The organism is Shewanella putrefaciens (assembly GCF_016406325.1).
GTDB classification, from domain to species: domain Bacteria; phylum Pseudomonadota; class Gammaproteobacteria; order Enterobacterales; family Shewanellaceae; genus Shewanella; species Shewanella putrefaciens.
Genome location: NZ_CP066370.1, coordinates 3,143,263 through 3,167,473 on the forward strand (window position 1 = coordinate 3,143,263; position 24,211 = coordinate 3,167,473).

Annotated in this window: 22 protein-coding genes; 11 read left to right on the plus strand and 11 right to left on the minus strand. The window is 43.0% G+C overall.

The window, feature by feature from the left end; all coding sequences use genetic code 11:
- Positions 1–38: 38 nt before the first annotated feature.
- Positions 39–467, minus strand: a complete 429-nt coding sequence (locus JEZ96_RS14060; RefSeq protein WP_061782771.1) for an OsmC family protein — start codon at positions 465–467, stop codon at positions 39–41.
- Between the two features lie 207 nt (positions 468–674).
- Here JEZ96_RS14060 and JEZ96_RS14065 point away from each other — a divergent pair, with 207 nt between their 5' ends.
- The gene (locus JEZ96_RS14065) at positions 675–1,514 is read left to right on the plus strand and encodes a substrate-binding periplasmic protein (protein ID WP_025008491.1); all 840 of its coding nucleotides are present in this window, start codon (positions 675–677) and stop codon (positions 1,512–1,514) included.
- Here the strand turns inward: JEZ96_RS14065 and JEZ96_RS14070 are convergent.
- A complete protein-coding gene (locus JEZ96_RS14070) occupies positions 1,495–2,385 on the minus strand; it encodes a LysR family transcriptional regulator (protein WP_011788567.1) in 891 nt (296 codons plus the stop codon). The two genes, JEZ96_RS14065 and JEZ96_RS14070, sit on opposite strands and share 20 nt — an antisense overlap.
- A gap of 140 nt (positions 2,386–2,525) precedes the next feature.
- Here JEZ96_RS14070 and JEZ96_RS14075 point away from each other — a divergent pair, with 140 nt between their 5' ends.
- Positions 2,526–3,782 (plus strand): adenylosuccinate synthase, encoded by a 1,257-nt coding sequence (locus JEZ96_RS14075; protein WP_011788566.1) that lies wholly within the window; start codon positions 2,526–2,528, stop codon positions 3,780–3,782.
- Between the two features lie 150 nt (positions 3,783–3,932).
- Here JEZ96_RS14075 and JEZ96_RS14080 read toward each other — a convergent pair whose 3' ends face one another.
- On the minus strand, positions 3,933–4,913 hold the full coding sequence (locus JEZ96_RS14080) for a chemotaxis protein CheV (protein ID WP_025008490.1): 981 nt from the start codon (positions 4,911–4,913) through the stop codon (positions 3,933–3,935).
- Between the two features lie 242 nt (positions 4,914–5,155).
- On the opposite strand from JEZ96_RS14080, the gene JEZ96_RS14085 reads away from it, so the two are divergent.
- A complete protein-coding gene (locus tag JEZ96_RS14085; RefSeq protein ID WP_025008489.1) occupies positions 5,156–5,581 on the plus strand; it encodes a thioesterase family protein in 426 nt (141 codons plus the stop codon).
- Between the two features lie 73 nt (positions 5,582–5,654).
- On the opposite strand, the gene JEZ96_RS14090 is transcribed toward JEZ96_RS14085, so the two are convergent.
- Positions 5,655–7,151 carry a putative bifunctional diguanylate cyclase/phosphodiesterase gene (locus JEZ96_RS14090; protein ID WP_025008488.1) on the minus strand — a complete coding sequence of 499 codons (1,497 nt, stop codon included), beginning with the start codon at positions 7,149–7,151 and terminating at the stop codon, positions 5,655–5,657.
- A 34-nt stretch (positions 7,152–7,185) separates the two neighbouring features.
- Complete coding sequence (locus tag JEZ96_RS14095; RefSeq protein WP_011919729.1) at positions 7,186–8,028, minus strand: HDOD domain-containing protein; 843 nt, start codon at positions 8,026–8,028, stop codon at positions 7,186–7,188.
- A gap of 302 nt (positions 8,029–8,330) precedes the next feature.
- Between JEZ96_RS14095 and trhP the strand changes: the two genes are divergently transcribed.
- Together trhP and JEZ96_RS14105 are read left to right on the plus strand one after the other, a co-directional pair.
- Positions 8,331–9,698: a prephenate-dependent tRNA uridine(34) hydroxylase TrhP gene (gene trhP, locus JEZ96_RS14100; protein WP_011788561.1), complete on the plus strand. Its 1,368-nt coding sequence runs from the start codon at positions 8,331–8,333 to the stop codon at positions 9,696–9,698.
- 3 nt (positions 9,699–9,701) lie between these two features.
- The gene (locus JEZ96_RS14105; RefSeq protein ID WP_011788560.1) at positions 9,702–9,953 is read left to right on the plus strand and encodes a YfhL family 4Fe-4S dicluster ferredoxin; all 252 of its coding nucleotides are present in this window, start codon (positions 9,702–9,704) and stop codon (positions 9,951–9,953) included.
- 95 nt (positions 9,954–10,048) lie between these two features.
- Here JEZ96_RS14105 and ubiT read toward each other — a convergent pair whose 3' ends face one another.
- Positions 10,049–10,585: a ubiquinone anaerobic biosynthesis accessory factor UbiT gene (ubiT, locus tag JEZ96_RS14110; protein WP_011788559.1), complete on the minus strand. Its 537-nt coding sequence runs from the start codon at positions 10,583–10,585 to the stop codon at positions 10,049–10,051.
- Positions 10,586–10,723: 138 nt separating this feature from the next.
- Between ubiT and ubiU the strand changes: the two genes are divergently transcribed.
- Both ubiU and JEZ96_RS14120 read left to right on the plus strand, forming a co-directional pair.
- Positions 10,724–11,725: a ubiquinone anaerobic biosynthesis protein UbiU gene (gene ubiU / locus JEZ96_RS14115; RefSeq protein WP_011788558.1), complete on the plus strand. Its 1,002-nt coding sequence runs from the start codon at positions 10,724–10,726 to the stop codon at positions 11,723–11,725.
- Positions 11,726–11,766: 41 nt separating this feature from the next.
- Positions 11,767–12,642, plus strand: coding sequence for a U32 family peptidase (locus JEZ96_RS14120; RefSeq protein ID WP_128090268.1), 876 nt, complete (start codon positions 11,767–11,769; stop codon positions 12,640–12,642).
- 24 nt (positions 12,643–12,666) lie between these two features.
- Here JEZ96_RS14120 and JEZ96_RS14125 read toward each other — a convergent pair whose 3' ends face one another.
- Positions 12,667–13,347, minus strand: a complete 681-nt coding sequence (locus JEZ96_RS14125) for a DUF998 domain-containing protein (RefSeq protein ID WP_011788556.1) — start codon at positions 13,345–13,347, stop codon at positions 12,667–12,669.
- Positions 13,348–14,063: 716 nt separating this feature from the next.
- On the opposite strand from JEZ96_RS14125, the gene JEZ96_RS14130 reads away from it, so the two are divergent.
- Entirely contained in the window at positions 14,064–15,422 is a 1,359-nt protein-coding gene (locus JEZ96_RS14130) for a YjiH family protein (protein WP_014611097.1), read from the plus strand.
- Between the two features lie 522 nt (positions 15,423–15,944).
- Here the strand turns inward: JEZ96_RS14130 and JEZ96_RS14135 are convergent.
- From JEZ96_RS14135 to JEZ96_RS14150, 4 genes are all read right to left on the minus strand, one after another.
- Positions 15,945–17,561: an ATP-dependent nuclease gene (locus JEZ96_RS14135; RefSeq protein WP_025008844.1), complete on the minus strand. Its 1,617-nt coding sequence runs from the start codon at positions 17,559–17,561 to the stop codon at positions 15,945–15,947.
- Positions 17,562–18,038: 477 nt separating this feature from the next.
- Complete coding sequence (locus JEZ96_RS14140; RefSeq protein WP_156471675.1) at positions 18,039–18,212, minus strand: hypothetical protein; 174 nt, start codon at positions 18,210–18,212, stop codon at positions 18,039–18,041.
- 8 nt (positions 18,213–18,220) lie between these two features.
- A complete protein-coding gene (locus JEZ96_RS14145; RefSeq protein ID WP_011919828.1) occupies positions 18,221–18,919 on the minus strand; it encodes a DUF2931 family protein in 699 nt (232 codons plus the stop codon).
- 489 nt (positions 18,920–19,408) lie between these two features.
- Positions 19,409–19,870, minus strand: coding sequence for an SMI1/KNR4 family protein (locus JEZ96_RS14150; protein WP_025008846.1), 462 nt, complete (start codon positions 19,868–19,870; stop codon positions 19,409–19,411).
- A gap of 787 nt (positions 19,871–20,657) precedes the next feature.
- Between JEZ96_RS14150 and JEZ96_RS14155 the strand changes: the two genes are divergently transcribed.
- From JEZ96_RS14155 to JEZ96_RS14165, 3 genes are all read left to right on the plus strand, one after another.
- Entirely contained in the window at positions 20,658–21,725 is a 1,068-nt protein-coding gene (locus JEZ96_RS14155; RefSeq protein WP_061782767.1) for a UDP-2,3-diacylglucosamine diphosphatase, read from the plus strand.
- On the plus strand, positions 21,715–23,607 hold the full coding sequence (locus JEZ96_RS14160) for a GNAT family N-acyltransferase (RefSeq protein WP_025008847.1): 1,893 nt from the start codon (positions 21,715–21,717) through the stop codon (positions 23,605–23,607). The genes JEZ96_RS14155 and JEZ96_RS14160 overlap by 11 nt, the downstream gene beginning before the upstream one ends.
- 124 nt (positions 23,608–23,731) lie before the next feature.
- The gene (locus tag JEZ96_RS14165; RefSeq protein ID WP_011788551.1) at positions 23,732–24,163 is read left to right on the plus strand and encodes a CBS domain-containing protein; all 432 of its coding nucleotides are present in this window, start codon (positions 23,732–23,734) and stop codon (positions 24,161–24,163) included.
- The last annotated feature ends 48 nt before the right edge of the window (positions 24,164–24,211 follow it).

The following is a 24,211-nucleotide window of genomic DNA, read 5'->3' on the forward strand; positions in this document are numbered from 1 at the left end:
TCCCCTCTGCCTTTGCAGAGGGGATTTTCCACAAATTTTTAGTCTCTAACCACATGGGTGACAAGTGTGGGACGTAATAGATTGTCATGCACTGGGCAACGATTACACACAATATCTAAAAACTCTCGTTTCTGATCTTCTGAAAGATCAGCATCAATACTGGCGTTAATGGTAATGTCTTTAAAGCCCACAGGATCTTCCGAAGGCTGGCCTAGTAAACCTGCAGAGTTCATTAGGGCACGCACATTCACATCAAACTGACGTAACTCAATATGCCTTTCCCGCGCCACCATCTTGGCAATCGCAGAAATACAACCTCCCAATGAAAACAGAAAGGTCTCTAAGGGATTTGCTCCTTCATTAGTCGCACTCGGTTGATCTATCACTAAAAGATGCTCACGAACCTGCGCGGTGACTTTCCAATCGCTTGCCATATGGGTGGTGACTTCTACGACTTTATCTGGCATTGCAAAACACTCCATTAGATTTTATTCAATCAGATTATACTAATAATTGATTTAATTAAAATCATCCGCAGAGATCACAAACTCATGAGAAATTTTTTATTAGCCATACATTTCACAAAATAAATATACCGCCCTAATATCATTAGCCTACCTATAAACAGTTATGTTATAAACGCCCTATCTTGAGCAAAGTAAAATGGATGCAAAATGCGGATAGGGAGTAACGTCAGTATGAAAATACAGCGAGCATATAATTTGCGCTTTTCATTTATACTCGCCGCCGTTTTGCTATCTCTTACTCACTTTTATGGTATAGCAATGGCTCAAGAAACGGATGCCATACCCCTACCCGCTCAAGACAAGACTATTATCTTAGCCGCCGAAGATAGCTGGCCTCCTTTTGCTAATCAGTTTGGCCAAGGTATTTCCCATCGCTTAATCAAAGCCGCTTTTAAACAATCTCACATTGAAATTAATAGCTTAGTCGTTCCCTATACCCGCGCCTTAATGATGGCAGAGAAAGGTGATGTAGATGGTGTGTTCAATGTCACCCGCGAAGCGAGCACTGAACAACGTTTTGTTTTTGGACAGTTCCCTTTATTTGTTGCAACAGCCTCTTTTTATCAAAAGAAACAAAAATCAATTCTGGCAGACAATAAATGGGCTCTCCCTAGAGGTACAGTTGTTGGGATCGTTAAAAGCTATGAATATGGCGATGATTTTCCTGCGCTCGTTAAACAACAACAGCTTAATATTGTTGCTGTAGCCAACCAACTACAACTCATTAATTTACTATTAATTGGTCGTATAGATACCGCATTGATGTTCGATTTAGTCGCGAAGGATAACCTTCAGACAATGGGCGTTGATGATGAAATCATTCCGATATTTGCTAATCACAGCAGTAATATTTATCTGGCTTTCTCGAAGGAAAATCCACAGGCACATACCCTAGCAAGCCAACTTGATGCTGGTTTATCCCAACTCAAAGCCACTGGCCAGTATGAAAAACTATTCTCATTGAGTCCTATCGCTGCGAGCGAATAATTTCTTGATTCACCCAATATAACAACTGCTTGATAGCTTTCGACAAGATCTGATTTTGACGCACAATATAACCTAAACTCGTTGTAGGGAATTGCGGCAAAGGGGTGACTTTCGTGGTCAAATTCGCTTTCGTATATACAGAAAACTCTGGCACTATCGCTACCCCAAATCCCGCCTCTGCCCAATCGATTTGTGCGTCAACACTGCCAACTTCCATAATCCTATAATTGGGTAAGTTCAAGGAAGGTAGCGCAGGGTCCAATAACTCGCGGGTTCGCGTATCATGGCCTAATAAAATCAAGGTCGGTTGCTCGGCTAAAGGTGTATCCACGGACAGTTTTGTTTGCTGCCATTGCTGCAAATGGTCACCGATTGCGCACCATTTAATCTGTTGTAATTCAGTAAAATGCAGTGGTTGACTCTCCTTTTGCGCGATCACAAAGCCTAAATCGGCTTCAGCATTGGTCACTAACTCAGAGGCCTGTGAAGACGTGGTATTAAGCAGTGAAAAGTCAATTCCTGGGAACTCCGCCTTAAAGAGCTGAAACGGTTGGATCAAGAGTAACCGCGAGATAATATCGCTCGCTGCTATGGTGAGAGTGCCTTGGCTAAGATCGTTAATTGCATTCAAATCCGCCTGGCAAATTTGTAATTCCATCAGAGTTTTTTGGCTGCTTTCTAACAGACGAAACCCCGCCTGTGTCAATCGAAAGGGATTACGGTCAATCAGCTTTACCCGAGTGGTTTGCTCTAACTGCTTGATATGCAAGCTAACATTGGGCTGAGTCATATGTAGCACAGCGGCTGCCTTACCAAAATGCTTACATTCAGCCAAAGTGACAAAAGTCTTTAACCAATGAAGATCGAGCATTGCACCACCATCCCGACAGAAATAGAGTTAATTATCGCCAATTATATATGAAATTCTTATCAGCACGATAACTATAATTAATTTCTCTTATTCCTACTGAAGGTCTAGCATAACCGCTTAATCAATGAGGAGATGTTGTTATGCCGTCGATCGTGGTTGTGGGTGCAAATTGGGGTGATGAAGGCAAAGGCCGCATCGTAGATTATTTAGCTGCGGATGCCGCTGCCAGTATTCGCTTTCAAGGCGGTAACAACGCCGGACATACCGTCGTCAACGACTACGGCACCTTTAAATTACACCAATTACCGAGTGGCATTTTCAACCCTAACTGCATTGCAGTATTAGGCCCAGGCATGGTGATCAGCCCTGAAAAACTCAGTGTAGAAATTGCTGAAGTACAAGCGACAGGTGTTGAAGTCAAACTGTGCATTTCTGACCGTGCTACTCTGTGCTTACCATTGCATGCATTAGAAGATACCTTAGAAGAACAACGTCTTGGCGATCTCGCCTATGGTTCAACCCGTCAAGGGATTGCACCAGCCTATGGCGATCGTGTGATGAAAAAAGGCATTTTAGTTGGCTGGTTAAACCAACCTGAAGTGCTGCAAGAGCGTATTCAATTTATGCTCGACTGGAAATTGCCACAGTTAAAGGCACTTTATCCAAGCTGCGATTTTAATCAAACCGCCGCAGAAATGACTGCATGGTTATTAGACGTGACAGCCCCTTGGCGTCCATTTATTTGTAACGTGACTGAACCATTAAAAGCATTACAAAAACAAGATGCTAGCTTGCTGTTTGAAGCACAATTAGGGGCTGGCCGTGACTTAGTCTACGGCGAATATCCTTACACTACGTCTTCAAACGTGACGGCAGCTTACGCGGGTATCGGCAGTGGTTTACCCGCACTGCGTCCTGAGCGTGTAATTGCTGTCGCGAAAGCCTTTAGTTCATCTGTGGGTACTGGCACTTTAGTGACCGCAATGGAAGAGCAAGACGCCTTCCGCGAAAATGCCAACGAGTTTGGTGCAACAACAGGCCGTCCACGTGATATGGGTTACTTTGACGCTGTTGCCACCCGTAATGGAGTTGAACTACAAGCGGCAACCGAAATCGCCCTGACGAAGATTGATTGTCTTTCTGGTATGAAAGATCTAAAAATCTGTGTTGCCTATGAAGGTGAACACACTGAGAACCCAATTTGGCCACAAACTGCGGCGTTAAGCCCAGTGTATGAACAAATGCCATGCTGGAACGAAGATATTACCGGTTGTCGTACTTTCGAAAGCCTGCCTGTCGCCGCACAACACTATGTTGAACGTATTGAAGAGTTAATGGGTGTGCGCGTCAGTATGGTTTCTGTAGGACCTGAGCGTGATCAAATGATCATTCGCTAGTCGAACGTTTACCCTACAAAAAAGCCATATTCGCCTCGGTGAATATGGCTTTTTACTTTTATAGCATTCACCATTCAAAAATCACTCAAGACGTTGGTAGCAACTATTTGAATCCCTGGTATTCAAATATCACCGCTAAATGAAATGGTATTACTCTCCGAATACGTACTTATCTATCATACCGACTAAACGGCCAATTTCGGGTTTAGTGATAGTATCATTTGCCCCTAATGAGATAGCTTTAATACGGTTATCTTCACTCATAAGAGATGAAAACATCACAATCGGCATTTGTCGGTACGCCTTAGATTCTCTTAAGCGTTTCACCAAATGCATGCCATCCATGCGAGGCATCTCAACATCCGTAATAATGGCGCTGACAAAATCAGAAATAGAGGCATTATCTTGATCAGCAAGGGTCTCAAATTCCATTAGCATTTCAAGGGCATCACCACCATCTTTGGCTGTGATAATGTTGTAACCTGCGCTGCGAAGGGTATTTTCGATCATCTTACGAATAAAAGCGGAATCATCGACAATTAAAATCGTTTTTGCTTCACGTTTTGCCAGCATTTTGTCATTAATCACGACACTCCTATCGAGCGTGACATCGTACTTATCCATACTCAGTTCAGGATTAATGTCGGCAATAATTTTCTCAAAATCCAAGATCATAATGAGCATGCCATCACGACGAACTACGGCAACGACACAATCATTTTCACCGGCTTCTAAAAATTGACTCGGTGATTCAACCTGCTCCCACGACACTCGATGAATACTACGAACGCTATCAATTAAAAAACCATTAATCATTTTATTAAAATCGGTGACAATAACGACTTTATGACTTAAATCCGCAGGGGTTGGTATCCCTAACCAACCAGCAAGATCGACTAAAGGGATCAGCTTTTCTCGCAGCGAAAATACCCCAACCATATGCCGCTGGGCATTGGGGTAATCTGAGGTTTCTGGCACCCTAATCACTTCTCTCACTTTGGCGACATTAATACCGTAATGACACACTTTATGCCCACCGTTAGGCAGGACTTTATGCAGATGAAACTCAATAATTTCGAGTTCATTAGTGCCACTTTCAGTCAATATTTCTGATTTTTTAATTTCGTTCATATCAAACTCTCAACCTAGCTAATCAACATGATAAAGATGTTTAATGATCAGTATAGGAAGGGATTTATACATTAGGCATGATAGTGTGACTTTTCGGTGATTTTACTTACTGATAAAGGTGATAAATATAGGTGACTGGGTTTTGTCTCTGTGTATTAGCAGTTTTGTTTATAGGTTTTGTTTTAAGAGATAAGCCGCTAAACTAGCGGGCAATAAAACCCTTCGAAAATAGCCATAACCCCATGCCGAAATTTAGCTCTACGTTTTCCTTCCCTGTACAAATCTATTACGAAGATACCGATTTTTCTGGCGTGGTTTACCACCCTAACTTTTTGAAATATTTCGAGCGTGCCCGTGAGCATGTGATTGGTGCCGAGCGGTTAAATGCACTATGGCAACAAAGTCAATTGGGTTTTGCCGTGTATCGTACCGATATGGTATGCCATGAAGGTGTAGAGTTTGCCGATATTATTGATGTGCGTACTCAGTTTTATTTTGAAAGCAAGTACCGCACTGTATGGCAGCAAGAGATTTGGCGTCCACAGGGTAAAAAGCCTGCGGTTACTGCAACCATTGAGATGGTATGTATGAATAAAGCCCGCCAACTAGCACCTATGCCCGCAGATTTAATCGCCGTCTTAAGCCTTGATTTCGACTCAAACGAATAACACTAACGTGCACTATATTGCACTATTACGACATTAAGTAACGACTACATAACTGGTTAGATTGAGTGGCAAATTACGTCGCATAATGCAACTGTGCCCAGTTCATTTCAAGCTCAGCAGCACTCATGGGCTTTGCGTAATATAAACCTTGCAGGGTATCAACGCCCATCGCCACTAACCTATCCCTAATCTCGAGCGTTTCAATACCTTCGACGGTCACTTGATAACCTAATTTTTTGGCGATATTGATACTGGCTTCGAGGATATATTCAGATGCCTTATCCCGTTCAAGATCCTGTAAAAAGGCTTTATCAATTTTGACTTCATTGACGGGCAAATGCTTTAAATAAGCCAAAGAAGAATGGCCCGTACCAAAATCATCAATCGCGAGACTAACCCCTAACGCACGAATTTTATCTAGGGTTTCTACGGCTTTATTTAAGTCAGCCATCAGCGTACTTTCCGTAATTTCAATCATTAAAGATTCGGGAGGTAAATGATAATAAGCAAGGCGCGATGCAATTTCTTGGGGTAAGGTTTCACTGTCTAGATCCCGTGTAGAAAGGTTAACCGCTACACATAAATTAATCCCCGCGGTACGCCATTTTGCCTGTTGAGCTAAAACCTGTTCAAGGGCCCATTGACTCACCAAGTCAATCATTCCGGCATATTCAGCCAGAGGAATAAACTCTCCAGGAGAAATAGTCCCAAGCTCCTCATGCTGCCAACGTATTAAGGCTTCGACTTGGGTACACAACCCCGTTTGTATATTTTGCTTAGGTTGGTACACCATATATAAATGATTTTGCTGTAACCCTTTAGGAAGACTATCAATAATTTTGAGTTCTCGCAGTTGCCTTATATCATCATTCTCACTGTAACAGGCAATAGCACTGCGTGTTATACGCGCTTTTTTAAGGGCAAGATCGAGCCTTCGTAACATTTGGCTTGCATCAGCATGATGTGATTGAAGCTGCAAACATCCTATCTGCACACGAACACTCACTGGCGTATCATTGATACGAAAAGGCACTTGTAAACGACCACGTAAATGCAGTAATTGTTCTTCCGTCAGGTTTTGGTCATAGTAAAGAAAAAATTCATCACCGTTTAAACGAGCAATGAATCTAGGATTAAGGCTTAGGGAATATAAACGCTCAGCAAACTGCTTGAGTAAAATATCACCAAAGACAAAACCAAAGAGATCATTAACATAGCGAAAGCGATAAATATCAACTAAAACCATAGTCCCTCGAGTAAGCGGCATCATAGTGGCTAAAGTACGTTTTAGGCCCACTCGATTACTCAGCCCAGTAAGCTTATCTTTACCCATTCCAGCAGGCAGAGCGGTTAGCATCTCATTTAAGGAATCATAAAGCGGTGCAAACTCTTGGGGAACCGCAGAAATGTTAAGGGGCCGACGCTCAATCTTTTGCTGATCAAGTTGACAACATAGTTGAGCCAAAAACCGTTGTTGCAGACGTTGCGAGTGATATTTTGTCAGCAGAATATATAGCACGCCTATCAGGATAATAAGCAATGCTATAGCGATAAATTCCATCCTGATCATACCTAGGCCTCAACCTTAGCGCGCAGCCTAACTGCTATTGGTAACTTTCTCTAATTGAATGGAATTTTTCCATAAACTCATCACTGGCTAACGCATCCGCTGTCACAGGTAATCCCCTAGCAACAAACACATCAAGGCGCTGTTCAAGCTCGGTACCTGCACGTAATTCACCAGTATAAAAAGCGGCTGCACGGATAAAATCTAAGTAAGTGACATGTTCTGGTAGATAAGGCAAATCGGCCCAACGTTCAACTACGGCCATAACGTCAGGTGCAAAGTCCCAACTTTTTAATACCGCGCGCCCAAGCGGGCCCTGCATTTTTCGCACTAAAGATCTTAATTGTTCGATACTGGCAAACAGCTCTGGATGTGTCTCAGCCTCGGTAAGCACGGGTAAAGCACCAATATTATGGACTAATCCCGCCAAGGTTAGAGTGTCAAAGTTAAGCCCACTATTGGGTTTACTTTTATTGTACATGTGCAATATAGCGCAAGCTGCGGCAGTAACATCAATCGAAGTACGCCACACTTCATCCATCACTTCCCACACCATTTCATTGGTGGAGATAAAGAGTTGCTCCATCGCCACAGAAGTCGCAATACTTTTGATCTGAATTAACCCAATTCGGGAAACCGCGCCACTAATACTTTCTGCGGGAACACCACGGCTGTATAAAGCACTATTGGCTACTTTGATAATACGAGCTGAAATCGCCGCATCCTGGCCTATCACTTCAGCCACTTGTTTAAGGCTTGCATCTGGGCGCCCGACAACTTCCTGCACCCGCATTGCCACTTCTGGCAAGGTAGGTAACACGAGGGCATCCTCTTTTAGTTTTTTTAATAGTCCGACTAACAGTAGATGTTCAGTAGACATCTTAGCTCCCATCAATCTATCAACATATCAACATAAACATTGGATAGTTGGAGTATATCAGTTGGCTGTGATGAGATGGGTAGAAAAAGCAGCAGAGGTTAATAATTTGTAAGATGACAGTATTCATTTTCCCCGTAGAACACTTTTCTCACCCATGTCTTAAAGATTAAAACGCTTATATTCGCAAAGTGTGAAGAACAACTAAAGTTAGGCGCCGCCATTTGCATAACCCTACCCCCATTGTGTAAAATGCCGCCCCCGCGCACTGCGCCTCTATCGTACTAATCAATTCGAGAGTCATTATGTTTAAACCAGAGCTACTATCCCCTGCCGGGACGCTGAAAAATATGCGCTACGCCTTTGCCTATGGTGCAGATGCAGTGTATGCCGGTCAGCCAAGATATAGCTTAAGGGTACGTAATAACGACTTTAAGATGGAAAACCTTGCCACTGGTATTGAAGAAGCCCATGCGCTCGGTAAGAAGCTCTATGTGGTCAGCAATATTGCCCCCCACAATGCCAAGCTCAAAACCTATATCAAGGACATGGAACCCGTAGTGGCGATGAAGCCAGATGCGCTGATCATGTCAGATCCGGGTTTAATCATGATGGTGCGTGAGGCCTTTCCCGATCAAGTGGTGCATTTATCCGTGCAGGCGAATGCCATCAACTGGGCCTCGGTCAAGTTTTGGCAAACCCAAGGGATTAAGCGCGTGATCCTGTCCCGCGAATTGTCCTTAGATGAAATTGAAGAAATTCGTCAGCGCTGCCCTGATATTGAACTCGAAGTGTTTGTCCATGGCGCTCTGTGTATGGCCTATTCTGGCCGTTGTTTACTCTCGGGTTATATCAACAAACGCGATCCTAACCAAGGCACTTGTACTAACGCTTGTCGCTGGAAATACGATGTACACGAAGCGCAGCAAAACGACAGTGGCGATATTATTGCTATGCCTAATGCGGTGCAAATTGAAACGCCCACCACCTTAGGGGCAGGCGCTCCGACAGATCAAATTTTCCTGTTACAGGAAGCTAATCGCCCCGGCGAATATATGCCAGCCTTTGAAGACGAACATGGCACTTATATCATGAACTCTAAGGACTTACGTGCAATCCAACATGTAGAGCGCCTGACTAAAATGGGGATTGACTCACTCAAAATCGAAGGCCGTACTAAGTCTTTCTATTATGTCGCGCGTACTGCGCAGCTCTATCGCCAAGCCATTGAAGATGCTGCATCGGGCAAAACCTTTGATCGTAGCCTGATGAACCAGTTAGAAGGGCTCGCCCATCGCGGCTATACCGAAGGCTTTTTACGTCGCCATGTGCATGATGAATATCAAAACTACGACTATGGTTACTCAGTCAGTGACACACAACAATTTGTGGGTGAACTGACAGGCAAACGTAACCTAGCAGGCCTTGCTGAAATCGAAGTAAAAAACAAGTTTTCCGTGGGTGACAGTGTTGAGCTAATGACGCCGCAGGGTAATATGAACCTAACAATTGAACACCTAGAAAATCGCAAAGCTGAAGCGGTTGAAGCAGGTCTTGGTTCAGGGCACACTGTATATCTGCCCGTACCGAAGGAAGTCGATTTAAGCCACGGTATTTTACTGCGTAACCTGCCCCAAGGTCAGGATACTCGCAACCCACATGAACTAGGTTAAGGTATGGCATTACTGATCGACGATAGCTGCATCAACTGCGACATGTGCGAGCCTGAGTGTCCTAATCAGGCGATCACTATGGGTGAAGAGATCTATGAAATCGACCCTGATCGCTGCACTGAATGCGTTGGTCATTATGATAAACCGACCTGCGTCTCTGTTTGCCCAATTGATTGCATCGACCCCGATCCGAATCACGTTGAGTCGCAGGACGAACTGTTAGTCAAATTTGCAGTGCTAACACAAAAGATCTAGTCATAGGTGCCACTAATCAAAAAGCCCTGAGAGTAAACTCAGGGCTTTTGCTTTATCCCTACCAAACAATATTAATCTCGAAATATCAACACGCCCTAGTTAAAACTGGGGGATTTACTCAGAATCACCGTTGGCTTAGCCTCTATTTGTAATCGCTCAATGATCGCTGCCAGCTTTTCGATACTCAGACGTATCGGCGTTGGCATTGTTGAAAATTCGATGCTGAGTAATAGGTTTTTCACCTCAAGCCCCAATTCTGTATCCCCTTCAATATTCAGCTTACGCTGAAAAAATAACGTGTCAGGGTCTTCTTTGGCTGCTGCAACTAACACTAATTCTGCAGAGTTGGCACTAAAGGTAACCTGCGCCTGAGTTAACTCTCTCACTTGCCATTGACCATCAAAAGTCACTTCAAAATTCAGGTGTAAATCCTCAACTCGAATAGCAACCCATTTTCCTGCTAAAAAGTCCAGTTCATCATCCGCTGCCTGCGAAGCAAGCAAAAGCCCAAGCAATTGGCTAATCACTTTAGCCTTAAGGCTAAAAGGGACTTTTGCGAGGGGAAAACTCATCAACTTAGGTGTAATTTCAAGGAGTTGTTTTGCTAATTTTGCTGAAAAAACAGCGGACATAATCAATACCCTACAAAAATAAAACACGATATGTCCCAGTTTAGCGGGATTTTATGATCTTAAACCTGTTTTAAATCAATTCACCACGATTCAATCTTGCCTAAACTCAGCGGCTATCTATTTATCGGGAGCATAAATATGGAGCTTTTGTGTCCAGCAGGCAATTTGGCCTCACTCAAATCGGCACTGCAAGCCGGTGCAGACGCTGTGTATCTAGGGTTAAAAGACGATACCAATGCACGTTCATTTGCGGGATTAAACTTCACCCCAGCAAAGCTACAGGAAGCCACTGAGCTTACACATATACGCGGTAAGAAAATCTTTTTAACCTTAAACACATTTCCAAAACCAGGTGAAGAACACCGTTGGTATCAAGCAATAGATTTAGCCGCCAAACTCAATATGGATGCATTGATTGTTGCCGATCTTTCTTTGCTCGATTATGCCCATAAACATTATCCGCAGTTGCCACTGCATCTTTCTGTGCAGGCAAGCGCGACCAATCTGGGTGCCCTGAGTTTTTATAAAGACGCCTTCAATATTGCCCGCGTGGTTTTACCTCGGGTGCTCTCGATGAAACAAGTGCGCGATCTTGCTAAAGTCAGCCCCGTAGATTTAGAAGTGTTCGCCTTTGGCAGTCTGTGCATTATGGCTGAAGGGCGGTGTCATCTGTCCTCCTATGTTACTGGGCAATCGCCCAACACGGGCGGTTCTTGTTCACCAGCCAAACACGTACGCTGGCAAGAAGAAGGACAAGATAGATTAACTCGACTCAATGATGTCCTTATTGATAAATCAGCCTTAGATGAGCAAATGGGTTACCCCGTGGTCTGTAAAGGCCGTTATCTCACCGAAGATCAGGACTCGCCCCAGTATTTACTTGAGTCTCCGACCAGTTTAAACACCTTAAGCCTTCTGCCTGAACTGGCTAAGGCTGGCATAGTGTCCTTAAAAATTGAAGGCCGTCAGCGTAGCCCTGCTTATGTTGAGCAAGTGACTAAAGTCTGGCGTCAAGCCATCGATACCTATCTGGAAAATCCCGATAAATTTCACAGTCAACCCCATTGGGAACAGGCCTTAGCGAAGGTTTCTGAAGGGCAGATCACAACGCTTGGTGCCTACGAGCGCAACTGGCAATAAGCAGAAATGCTCAACCAACAGACTGAAAGTAAGGAAGAGTTATGCGTATTTCCCTAGGACCATTACTGTATTGCTGGCAAAAACAACAGGTCATGGCCTTTTACCAACAAGTTGCAGCCAGCCAAATTCCGCTCGTCTATTTAGGAGAAGCTGTCTGTAGCCGCAGACGCGAACTCAAATGGGGGGATTATTTTGAGCTTGCGCAAATGCTCAAGCAGGCTGGTAAAGAAGTGGTGATTTCAACACTGGCATTAATTGAAGCGTCATCGGAATATACCGAGCTTAAGCGTCAAGTCGATAATGGCGAATTTATGATAGAAGCTAATGACATGGCTGCAGTCTACCTCGCCAAAGAACACAAATTACCCTTTGTCTGCGGTGCGAGTATCAACAATTATAACCGAGCTAGCCTAGATATTTTACATGGCTTTGGTATGCAACGATTTGTGATGCCTGTGGAATTATCTAAGGCTTGGCTACAGCATGTTATACAAAATAAACCCGCTTTTGAGGTAGAAGTTTTTGGCCATGGCTATTTACCTCTGGCTCATTCAGCGCGCTGTTTTACTGCAAGACACAAACAACTCACTAAAGACAGTTGTGAAACAATTTGCCGCCAATATAGCAAGGGGCTGCTCGCTCAAACCCAAGAGATGCAGCCGCTATTAAGGCTTAATGGTATTCAAACCCAATCTGCAGCTTGTTTAGATTTAAGCAGTGAAATCGCAGCAATGAATACAATGGGAGTGGATGTATTTAGAGTCTCACCTAGCGGTACAGAATCGATCGCGCGAGCCGAAACCTTAATCGAAACCCTTAACACGCCAGAAATGGCACTCAATGCTCCTATAAACGGTGAACAATGTGATGGTTATTGGTTTGGTGAAGCTGGCCTGACTATTCATCACGCAACCTAGTAACTGACGCCAACGAAGTCAGCCTCAATGATCAACCTTTGGGTTATAGGTTAGTTGACTTAAAAGCAGTACCGTCATCCAACACAATAAACTACCAAGCCCTATCCATTCTAGTAGCGCTGGCCACCATGGTGTGGGTCTTGGAAGTTGTTGCACCATTTCTTGATAGAAAGGCCTATCGCCTTCTGTTAAGCCCAATTCCAATTGCGGCGCGTACAAAAACATCATCATGCTACAGAGCACTATCAAGGCTAATAACCAAGTCCAACGTCCGAATGCAGAACGGCCAACACTGGCCAAGATTAAATAGAATATTGCACTTAGGCTGCCAAAATAAAAAAACCATTTCAGCCCTAAAATATGTAAATGGTATACATTAACGGGGAATAAACCGACCCAAGCTAACGCAAAGAAGGTTAGGGCTAAACAGATAAAAAAAGGATATCCCCAACATGAAGTGACATTCTGTAATGAAGACAAACAATAAAAAACGATACTTAAACTGCCGAAGAATAATCCACCATTTAGGATAACTGCGAAGGGAGAATGTCCATATGTCCCTAATTCACTTAAAGTATGATTGAGAAAGTTGAAATACTGCTCATTTGAAGAATGAAAACCCAGTACCGACACAATAATCCCGAGCAATAACCCAAAGATACCAAGAAAACCAAATTTAGTGGCAAGTGCAGAACTCTTTTTCATTTGACGCTTCTTATCGTAACAGTCATAAGTAAATTAGCGAATGGGAATAACATTAACTTACATGGAAATAGAAAGATTTAAAGCGGCACACATCCGCTTTATGATAATTTTTTACTTTCTCCATAATTTTTGATTTTTTAGTCATCCTTAAGCAGAACAATAGCTTCCCAGAAAAACCAATAAAACGATTGAGCATGCCACTAAATTGCGCATAAAAATGTAATCTCGCTCAACAGTAACGTCATATCAAGGTTAAAACGGGCCACGCCTGCGGCTGGTCATGCTATTTTTCTATTCCCCTCCAGCCATTTGGCAATAACGACTAAAAAATCACCAGAGGCTGCATTTCATGTCCTGAACATGATATTTTTTACTCGATCCTGAACAGATCACATAATCGGTGACACGATAATACGCTTATAAAAAGTGCATGAACAATAACGAGCTAACCAATTGATTAATTTAATATAGCATAGTGATAGCTTGATAAAAATGACTATAGACTAAAGTGGAGTACGTAAAAAATAACTATGCTGTTTTGCTGCTTATATCAAACTAACAAGCGAATCGTTTTACATAGGAAGGCGAAGCGAGTAATCTTCCCCCTTCTCGTTTTTGAGTTGAATGAAAATGCACCTTAACTGGCATTAAAAACAGTTTGGACTGCGGCTTATTCAAATTTATTTTGTGCGACTCGTACTTTAAGGTGTACACCATTGGCTACTGAACATAAAAACCGCAATATGAAGACGATACTCACCTTTATCGTCCCTTCGCTGATAGGTCTGCTGCTGTTTATGACCCCACTCAGCTACAACGATGCGATCACTATCCCTATCGCTATTATATCTAAAGCATTACAAAGTGCATTGAGTGAAGTACTCACTTTAATAGTGACTATTATTGTCGTGGCAATGGCTTTGGCCTCATTGCTCACAAAAATAGTTCAACCTAAGTTCGTCCTTAATAACCATTTTCTCAATGGGCTACTCAATATTAGCCCTTTATGGCTAACCACTCGTATTGTGGGTGCCGTGTTTATCGTACTCACTTACGGTGTTATTGGCCCTGAAGTAATTAACTCATCAAGCACTGGTGCGCTGGTTTTAAATGACCTGCTGCCAGTGTTATTTTGCGTATTTATATTTGCAGGAATGTTGTTACCGCTACTACTCAACTTTGGTCTGCTCGAACTTTTTGGCACGCTATTAACTAAGATTATGCGCCCCGTATTCAATCTACCGGGTCGCAGTGCTATCGACTGTATGGCTTCGTGGTTAGGTGATGGCAGCGTGGGGATTCTACTCACCAGCAAGCAATACGAAGCACGCTTTTATACCCAGAGAGAAGCCGCGGTTATTGGCACCACTTTCTCCGCAGTATCAATCACCTTCAGCTTAGTAGTGATCTCACAAGTGAAGTTAGAGCATATGTTTGTGCCATTTTACTTAACCGTGTGCTTAGCGGGTTTTGCCGCCGCAGTGATTGTGCCAAAGTTACCGCCTCTTTCGTGGAAAAAAGATCATTATATCGACGATACCCCCCGTAAACCCGATGATGAAATTATTCCAGCGGGGCACAGTGCTTTTTCTTGGGGCTTTGATAAAGCTTTAGAAAAAGCCGCCAGTGCAGGAGGAATTAAAACCGTCTTACATGAGGGTATTAAAAACGTTGTTGATATGGTGTTTGGCATTATCCCCGTGGTAATGGCAATCGGTACTCTGGCACTGATTATCGCCGAACATACGCCCATCTTTAACTATTTAGGTATGCCATTTATTCCATTACTTGAATTACTGCATATTCCTGAAGCGACTGAAGCCTCTAAAACTATCGTTGTTGGCTTTGCCGATATGTTTATTCCTTCTATCCTCGCAAGCTCAATTGAGTCGGATATGACTCGCTTTGTGATTGCGGCGTTATCTGTGACTCAGTTGATTTATATGAGTGAAGTGGGCGCACTGCTGATCGGCAGTAAAATTCCGGTGAACTTTATTGAGCTATTCGTGGTGTTTATCCTGCGTACCTTAGTGACGCTGCCAGTGATTGCGGGTGTTGCTCACTTGCTATTCTAAACGCAAAAACCTTTGAAAAGCTCAAGGGGAGTCAGGTTAACTGACTCCCCATTTTTTTGTACTCACTCATATACGAACTGACAGTTTTGATTATATAGTGTGACTAAAGCGTACAAACGCCACTCGTAACCACACAACTCAGTTTTGGACAGAAGTACTTTAAGAATTTCTGGATAGCACTGCTGAGGATCAAACTTGGTCATTTAATTCTTTAAGTGCTGGCTTATGATGAGCCATGGCATTCGCTCACCGACACGCAGCGAGTCCATCCGTGGATGCTCGACCGCCCCGTCCATGGGGCGGACGGTCGTCTCGCCAATCACCATGGCTCACCTGTTTAACATCGGTGTAGCCTGTTTGTTTTAAAGTAGATATGCGACTTGTTTTTGGACAAAAGCATGTTAGATTCCCAACTCTAATTATTGAGTTTCGGATTAAAATTTCTATAGAGATAACGCTCCACTCACCGGAATTTTGGGAGCGTAGCGAGTAAAATTTCCGTATGGAGTGGCTTGTTAAGTTTCAAAACGACAACTCCCATGCGCGTAAAAGTGTCTCAAATACAGATTTCATTTCCGTTTCGAATTGTTCTTTCGTAATTTCATCACCAACTCGTCTTGACAGACTTGTTTTCTGCTTGCCCGTCATACTTGCAACTTGCTGATCCGTTCTTCTCCAGTCCAAGTGATTTGGATAGCACTCCTCCAATGAGCCGTGGGCTAAGACTTTAATCTGCCTTCGATCATTAAATCTTCTAAACTCCTTCATGAACTCATCAAAGCCGCCTTGCGCCTTTTGAGTTGGCGCATCGCACAAGACAACCATCTTTTCTTCGAATATAGAACTCTCAAGAGGTTTAAATGCCTTTCTTATTGCATTAATTGAGCGCTTAGCTTGATGAGTATCTCCTTCAGCAGAAATTATTTGAATTGTCGGCTTGCCGGAATAAAAGCGTTTAATTACACGGGTTAACAATTCAACCTCGCTCGGTCCTTCTACTATTAAAAAGTTACGAGGAAGCAAAAGATCAGACGGGCTTCCACCTAGTAATTCAAAGACAACGTAGGGCTTATCCAGTTGATCGACGTACTTAAAATGAGTAATGCTATCTTCTTTCTCTACTTTATAAATTTTTTGTGATGGATGCTCGTCTGCTACAAATACCGATGAATGGGTATTTATAAATACTTGATCTAGCTCAGCGCTCAATGTTAGGAGTACTTCTTTTAATTTCCGCTGTGCGGTTGGGTGTAAATGAAGTTCTGCTTCATCAATGAAGAATAAAAAAGACTTGCCTGCATCTTCTCTACCTTTTCTGTAATCTGCATACGCCTGGATAATGGCAAGCATAAGAGCCCTCTGCATGCCATCACCTTTTTCAGATGCATATGTTTCTACACCATCATCAACTCTAGTCTGGAAGTTTTTTAGCAAATCATTGAATTCTGGACTTGTTACTTCGAAACTAACCTTTGTGCATTCAGCAAATTGTTTTTCCAAATGAGTTTTAACATTGTCGCCTAAACGATCAAACTCCAACTTTACAGCTGAGCCTTCATCATCAAACAACTCATCAAACTTGTCTCTAAAAGCTCTGTATTGAGGGTTGTCTTGCAGAATCTCTTCAAGAACAGAAGACAGCATAATGCCAACCGGAGTCTTCGCAGAATATTTTGCCACTTCATCAAAATATTGCTTGGTATGTATATATTCGAACTTTGGTAGAAAATCGTTAAACGCTTTATCAAAACCTGCTGGATTTTTAGCTAACTCTTCTCCATTTATTATTATTTTTCTTTTGCTAGGCTCTTCGCTTGATCTTTCAACAACTAACTTATCGTTACCGTTTAACACGCCTAACATTTTAGTCTTATTGGCTTCATTGCGCATATTTTCAGCGCCATGCAATGCACCTGTAAACTCAATTTTTACTGAAATGGTTTTTGATGTATCTCCTTTTGGGTGTAAATCCTTCATAGACACACCCTTAGAAGTTCCATTGAAAAACCATTCAACCGCTTCGAAGAAATTAGTCTTGCCTGCGTTATTTTGACCTACAAAGATATTGAAGTTATCACAATCAAAATGAGCTTCGCCGATAGACCTGAAATTGCTTATAGATACTTTAGATATTTTCATCGTTCCCTGACCTCTGATTGAAGACTTAACGTCTTAGTATTTATGCGCTGTGCTGTTTGCAGGGCATAAATCGCTTGTTGGACTTGGCCGCTGCCACATCCGTGTAAATGGGTATGAATGATGCTATAGGAATTTGCTTTTTTGCGGTAGCGGTTTTTTATACCATTTGATGGGTAATCACTTGATATCGTTTTAGCTTTCTCATGCTTTTACGCTCACTTTCGACTGATTATTGACCTTGGTTAACAGCATTTGGAGCCCACATTCAGGCTGATACTCGTATGACATTTCCTCATTGGCTCACATGATTGCGGTTGGATAAAACTGATAAGGCCAGAGCTCTGTAGCATTACTAAAATTGGGTCAATGTTTTGATGTTGGAGTTAGCTAGATGCCACTTTGCTAACAAGGAATAGGGCATAAATTGCGTTTTGGACTTGCCAGTAGCTACATCCGTGTCAATTGGTATAAATGATGCTAAAGGAATTGGCTTTGTTGCGGTAGCAGTTTTTTATTCAGTTTGGTGGGTAACCCAAAGTTCATCCAAATTGGAACCGACCATATGGCGTCACTCTTGATTTTTATCCCAGATGGACCGGCGTGACAAGCTATGGTCAATGGCAATAGCTGCAGTAAGAGTATCCAGTTCATTGATATCATCATTGCACGGGGTTTGTATCTGTTTTGGGTTGTGCAGCGCGGTAAGCGTCCATGATTGGAGCCCAGGCCATGCCACTGGGTGTAGGGTACTGTTGATAGGCATCACGATATGCTTTATCAAAATCGTCGAACCACACTTTGTAGACTTTGGTGATGGGATTTTCCTTGTCTTGCGAGGTTTGCATTTCCTTAGCAATCCCCCTAGCCAGCAGGATATCAGGCTTCACTTTGGCATTGGTTAAAAACGCCTCGACATAACCTCCGGTCGCCATACCCAGCCCAATATTCCTACGACGCTCTTCACGCCACACATCCCTTACTTTGAAGCGATAAGGTTGCGCAATTATGCTTTCTAACTCTGCTGGCAACGTCAAACTTATGCGATAGCGCTTCTTGTCGTGAAATGAAATCCACTCTAGCTCCACCAGGTCCGGAATCGGCCGTGTGGTGTGACTTCCTTTAGAAATACTCCAGCGATAGTCTTTTTCTTTTAACCCTTCAGCCCCGAAAAATCCGGCAGAACCATTGGTTGAGGCATCCACCAACTTACCCTGACGATAAAAGAGTACCTCGGTTACCCAAAGTTCATCTGAGTTGGAACCCACCATATGGCGCCACTCTAGATTTTTTGGCTCAGTTGGAACAGTCTGACAAGCTGTGGTCAATGGCAACAGCAGCAATAATAGTATCCAGCGCATTAATAACCTCCCTTTTGGTTACCCGTCATCTTGCTAACCTCTTTTTCACCCATTCTATTGTGGATACTGACTAGCCCGGTATCCGCGCTGTAGCGCAAGTGTACTGAGATCACTAAATTAATACGCTTCGCCCCGTTTCATTTCATCTGCATCCTAGGGCCCTATATGCGGTGCGATTCTGCTATTTCTCTGCCCCATTTACGCACCTGTTCATAATCCGGCGCGGTGTCCGGATTTTCCCAATATACGAAAACCAAAACTCGATCTGGTAGATTTAAGTTGCCTGATTCGTACCACTCAATTTGAAGATTGTTAAATCCCCCATCGATCATGCCTCGTCGCATAGACTCAAAGTCATCTTCATTTAATGACTGAATAGAAGAGTCTCCTTCTCTCCATGTAACGATAATGTGGTACGTATTTCGATTCATATTTTCAGACACCTAACATTTTATTAGTGCAATGCTTCAGCCAGAGCGTTTCGACTTGTTAAGCGTTAGTGGTACGAGCCAGCCACTCGCTCATTGAATTTGATACCTTTTTAACATCACTACCATCATGATGGAATATCCATACTGAGAAGTTGTCTTCTGGGTCTAAGTACAATAGATCCCCGTTTTCTTCTGCAACAACAAACCCATTGGCTACTCTGTTTATAGGAAGCTTACCCTCTGATGAGTGAACAAACTCACTGTTCGAGAACTCTTGGTAGCATTTTAGATATAGTTCCAATTGTCGATGTGCTGGAGCATTGCCTACTCCTGACATTTTAATGTTTTCACAAAGTAACTCTTCGTCAAAAAATGCCCAGCACCTTCCCTTGAATTCAGGGTATTCATCTGGGTATTCGTTAAAACAGTAATCTTCGCCAGCGTCGATACCTGCGACAAACTCAAGATAATCGCTTGGCAGTTCTATGCCTCGTTCTATTTGTAATTCCAAGATTTTCACGATTCTTCCTTATTTGTTAGACGGCTGCGTATTGACCAGCTTCAAACTACAGACTGCAATGGTTAAGTAGCTTCTCAAAAGCTGCATATTCATAACCTACACGGCATATTACAAGTTTATTGACTCTAGGCAAGTTCATGGAGGGAGGTTCTATCGATATTAGTTTTTGGAGCTTGAAGCACTAAACCGCAATTAGCTTCTTGTCCCAATTATAATGACACGCTGTGACTTTGCGTTTATTAATCTATGATTCAATGAACCAGACTTACTTCATCTGGTTCATGTGTTGAAATATCATTATTTGATATGGATGGCAGCTAATCTGCCACCTCTAATTTAGCTGTACTATATATTATTGAGCATTAAGCCATTCAGACGCTGGCAACGGCCTATCAACAATGCGGATCTCAGCAATATCACCTCGGAATAGGTCAGCGATTTCACCTTCCCAGCTAGAGGCTCCTACCATCCATTCACCTCCAGGGATACTCACTGTAATGGTATAGCGAGTCTGGCCACTCTATTAAAGCTAATATTAGATTATTGAGGGAAAATACAAATGGCTAAACCTCGATAGATATCCATTTCAAACACGCTTTGGGGCAAAAGTGAGTTAACTCAACCTATCGGCTCTCATTGCATCCTGGCATCCTGATGTGAATCTTGACAGGTTAAGTCTAGGCTAATCCACCTTTTTGTCATCTGCATGTCACTTAAGCTTCATCATTCAGTCAAAGCACGTGACTACTCTCTAAGGCAGTCAACAGCCGCATAGGGTGAATATCAGATGACTGGAGCCAACAACAGAGGGCTTGAGCGCACGCTTAGCCACACACTCAACCATCCCCGCAACCGTCCCAGTAACTATCCCAACAACCCATCCACTATTAACACCGTCTCCTTCTCAACGCCAACCATTCCCAGCTTAATCAATGCAGCTAACAGCCACACTACAACAGTTAACGCCCTTTGGCTCTCGGATATCCATTTAGGCTGTAAAGATTGTAAGGCTGATTATCTACTTAGCTTGCTCACAACTGTGCGCTGCCAGCACTTGTATTTAGTGGGAGATATAGTCGATTTATGGGCGCTTAAACGTAAATTACATTGGCCAGATAGCCACAACAAAGTGTTGCAAAAAATCATCGAGTTGGCGCAAAACGGTACCCAAGTGATTTATCTACCAGGCAACCATGACGAACTGATAAAACCCTATGCCGAGCTTAGCCTTTGGAATATCAAAATTGCCCGCCAACATATTCACCAAGGGATTGGTGGTCATAAGCTATTGATGCTCCACGGTGATCAATTTGATGCCGATGTCTGTGTCGGTCGTTTTTATGCCATGTTGGGTGATAACTTATACGATTTATTGTTATTTCTAAATCGTCATCTTCACCGTCTACGTGAACGCTTTGGTTACCCCTATTGGTCACTGGCAAGTTACATCAAATCCAGAGTGGGTAAAGCTCAGATTGCCATTAGCCGCTATCGTCAAGCCGTGATCAACTATGCCCAACACTTTGATGTTGATGGTGTTATCTGCGGCCATATACATCAACCCGAGCTATCAACTCACCCAAGATCGGTTAATAACAGTACGCCAGGTAAGCGTCAGATTATTTACGCTAATGACGGGGATTGGGTCGAAAACTGCAGCTTAATTATTGAAACCCTCACAGGTGAATTACAGCTTTGCCGCTGGAATGAACAAACGCTCAATCTCGATATTCTCAACAGTATCGCATTAGTTCAACAGCCGCCTGAAACGCCCAAAAGCAAACAACAAAAAACGGCTCCGCAACAGGTGCCAAACACAAATACTGGTGAAATTCGCCCAAGGGATGTTGCCTAACATTATGAATCAATTACATAACGCTATAAAACACAATAAACCAGTGCTAAACAGCAGCCTTAGCGATAACAACCAAACTGTGCCGCTGACTGCGTTTAAGGCAAATACCATGATTTTTACCGTCGATAACGTAGTTGAACATAACCTCCCCACGATCAATGGCAAGCCTTGGCTCGCTAAACCCGCCAAAGCTATGCTGCGTTATCTTCTTAATGAGAAAGAATGTAATGATATTGCTAATCAATTTGCTTACTTACAAGGTATCGACTTTGTTGAGCAAGTATTAGCAAGTTTCGATTTTAGCTTTACTGTCCCAGCCAATGAGATTGAAAACATCCCCTGTGAAGGACGAGTCGTTATCTTCGCAAACCATCCGATAGGTTCACTGGATGCGCTAGCACTGATTAAGTTAATCAGCGAAATTCGTCCCGATATTAAAGTCGTTGCCAACGAACTCCTGATGGCATTGGAGCCTTTACATTCCATTCTGCTCCCCGTACGCAATATGACAGGTGGCACACCAAAACAGCACTTAGAGAATATCCACCAGCATCTGCGTAATGAAGGTGCTGTGCTGATTTTCCCCTCGGGCGAAGTCTCGCGCCTGCGACCCAACGGGGTAAGAGATACCCAATGGCATTCGGGTTTTTTAAAAATGGCCATTTCCTGCAATGCACCTTTATTGCCTATCTATCTTGATGCCAAAAATTCAGCCACCTTCTACGGCGCATCCATGATTTATAAACCGCTGGCGACACTACTATTAGTCAAAGAGATGTTCAAACAAGCCAAACGCAATATGCCTATCCGCATTGGTGAGCTTATTCCCAACGAAGCCGTGCGTTCGATGGATTTTCCGCTTAAAACCAAAATAAAACTGTTGAAGAATCATTTATATCGAATAGGTAAAGATAAAGAACCGCTGTTTATTACCCAGAGTGCTATCGCTCATCCTGAATCCAGAAGAGAGTTACAAAGCGCATTACAACACTGTGAGCTTTTGGGTGAAACTCAAGATAAGAAACAGATCTATCTCTACCAGCATCACGATAGCAATCCCATCATGAGGGAAATTGGTCGCTTAAGAGAAATCGCTTTTCGTGCTGTGGGAGAAGGAACAGGTAAACGCCGTGATATCGATAAATACGACTCTTACTATCAGCATCTTGTCCTGTGGGATAAAGAACTATTCGAAATTGTTGGTGCCTATCGTTTTGCTAGTGGTGATAAGGTGTTAGCTCAATACGGCGATAACGCGCTTTATAGCCAATCCCTGTTTCAATATGCTGATAGTTTTATGCCCTATGTCAAACAAGGTTTAGAACTCGGTCGCAGTTTTGTGCAGCCAAAATATTGGGGAAAACGTAGCTTAGACTACCTGTGGTTTGGCATTGGGGCGTTTCTGGCTAAACATCCTGAATATCGTTATTTATTTGGCCCTGTATCCATCAGTAATCAGCTTCCCGGCAGTGCACGGGAAATGCTTGTGCACTTTTACTCGAGAGAATTTGCTCCAACACAAGCGATGGCAGTTTCTATGTCACCCTTTGGGCTATCACAACAGCAAAAAGCACAATTAGATAACTTATATCATCATGATGATTATCAAAATAATTTCAAACAGCTTAAACAAATGCTGGCGAGCATGGGCGCCGCAGTTCCAACGCTTTACAAACAATATGGCGAACTCTGTCGGGCTGACGGGGTTAAATTCCTCGCTTTTGGTATTGATGCCGATTTTGGAGATTGTATTGATGGCCTAGTACTGGTCGATACCCATAAGCTAAAAGGTAAAAAATACCAACGCTACATTGGCGTGCATTTACCTGAAGCTGAGCGTATGTTTATCGCACCGGAAGATGACAACGATGATCAGGACTAGCTTAGCAAAGTACAACTTAATCTTAATGCAGCTAAAGGTTAAGACTTTGTAATAATGAGTTGGATAATTAAACATCACTCTGTTATAAGTATCTGTAATGCAGTGCATTAACAGGGGAAGTACCATGACGATCTTCATCGCCGATATTATGAGTACCCGAGTCGTCACAGTCGAAATGGACGATCGGCTCACTGTGGCAAAGGAAATATTCGATCAAGCAAGTTTCCATCATTTGCTGGTTGTTGATGAGTATCAATTAGAGGGTGTGCTATCTGAGCGAGATCTACTGCGAGCAATTAGTCCTAATCTTGGCAGTAGCGCCGAAACCATCAAAGATTTAGAGACCTTGCAAAAACGGGTGCATCAAGTGATGACCCGTGACCCGATTACAGTGGCTCCTCACATCAACTTGGACACAGCAACTCGCCTGTTACTGGATAACAATATTGGCTGCTTACCCGTACTAGAGAATGGGAACTTGGTCGGAATTGTCACTTGGAAGGATTTACTAAGAGCCTATTGTGAATGTCGTGCTCAAAATCAAAGCGAGTGCTAAACCTTGGCAGCACTCGCTTTTCGACAATAAGGCTTTTCTACAATCAGA

Bases quoted from the DNA above. Each gene is read 5' to 3' on its own strand.
- JEZ96_RS14075 (WP_011788566.1), top strand. From the start codon at position 2,526: ATGCCGTCGATCGTGGTTGTGGGTGCAAATTGGGGTGATGAAGGCAAA.
- JEZ96_RS14090 (WP_025008488.1), bottom strand. From the start codon at position 7,151: ATGATCAGGATGGAATTTATCGCTATAGCATTGCTTATTATCCTGATA.
- JEZ96_RS14105 (WP_011788560.1), top strand. From the start codon at position 9,702: ATGGCATTACTGATCGACGATAGCTGCATCAACTGCGACATGTGCGAG.
- JEZ96_RS14125 (WP_011788556.1), bottom strand. From the start codon at position 13,347: ATGAAAAAGAGTTCTGCACTTGCCACTAAATTTGGTTTTCTTGGTATC.
- JEZ96_RS14145 (WP_011919828.1), bottom strand. From the start codon at position 18,919: ATGCGCTGGATACTATTATTGCTGCTGTTGCCATTGACCACAGCTTGT.
- ubiU (WP_011788558.1), top strand. From the start codon at position 10,724: ATGGAGCTTTTGTGTCCAGCAGGCAATTTGGCCTCACTCAAATCGGCA.
- JEZ96_RS14065 (WP_025008491.1), top strand. From the start codon at position 675: ATGCGGATAGGGAGTAACGTCAGTATGAAAATACAGCGAGCATATAAT.
- JEZ96_RS14135 (WP_025008844.1), bottom strand. From the start codon at position 17,561: ATGAAAATATCTAAAGTATCTATAAGCAATTTCAGGTCTATCGGCGAA.
- JEZ96_RS14155 (WP_061782767.1), top strand. From the start codon at position 20,658: ATGACTGGAGCCAACAACAGAGGGCTTGAGCGCACGCTTAGCCACACA.
- JEZ96_RS14085 (WP_025008489.1), top strand. From the start codon at position 5,156: ATGCCGAAATTTAGCTCTACGTTTTCCTTCCCTGTACAAATCTATTAC.
- JEZ96_RS14080 (WP_025008490.1), bottom strand. From the start codon at position 4,913: ATGAACGAAATTAAAAAATCAGAAATATTGACTGAAAGTGGCACTAAT.
- JEZ96_RS14140 (WP_156471675.1), bottom strand. From the start codon at position 18,212: ATGAACTGGATACTCTTACTGCAGCTATTGCCATTGACCATAGCTTGT.
- JEZ96_RS14060 (WP_061782771.1), bottom strand. From the start codon at position 467: ATGCCAGATAAAGTCGTAGAAGTCACCACCCATATGGCAAGCGATTGG.
- JEZ96_RS14160 (WP_025008847.1), top strand. From the start codon at position 21,715: ATGTTGCCTAACATTATGAATCAATTACATAACGCTATAAAACACAAT.
- JEZ96_RS14095 (WP_011919729.1), bottom strand. From the start codon at position 8,028: ATGTCTACTGAACATCTACTGTTAGTCGGACTATTAAAAAAACTAAAA.
- JEZ96_RS14120 (WP_128090268.1), top strand. From the start codon at position 11,767: ATGCGTATTTCCCTAGGACCATTACTGTATTGCTGGCAAAAACAACAG.
- trhP (WP_011788561.1), top strand. From the start codon at position 8,331: ATGTTTAAACCAGAGCTACTATCCCCTGCCGGGACGCTGAAAAATATG.
- ubiT (WP_011788559.1), bottom strand. From the start codon at position 10,585: ATGTCCGCTGTTTTTTCAGCAAAATTAGCAAAACAACTCCTTGAAATT.
- JEZ96_RS14165 (WP_011788551.1), top strand. From the start codon at position 23,732: ATGACGATCTTCATCGCCGATATTATGAGTACCCGAGTCGTCACAGTC.
- JEZ96_RS14070 (WP_011788567.1), bottom strand. From the start codon at position 2,385: ATGCTCGATCTTCATTGGTTAAAGACTTTTGTCACTTTGGCTGAATGT.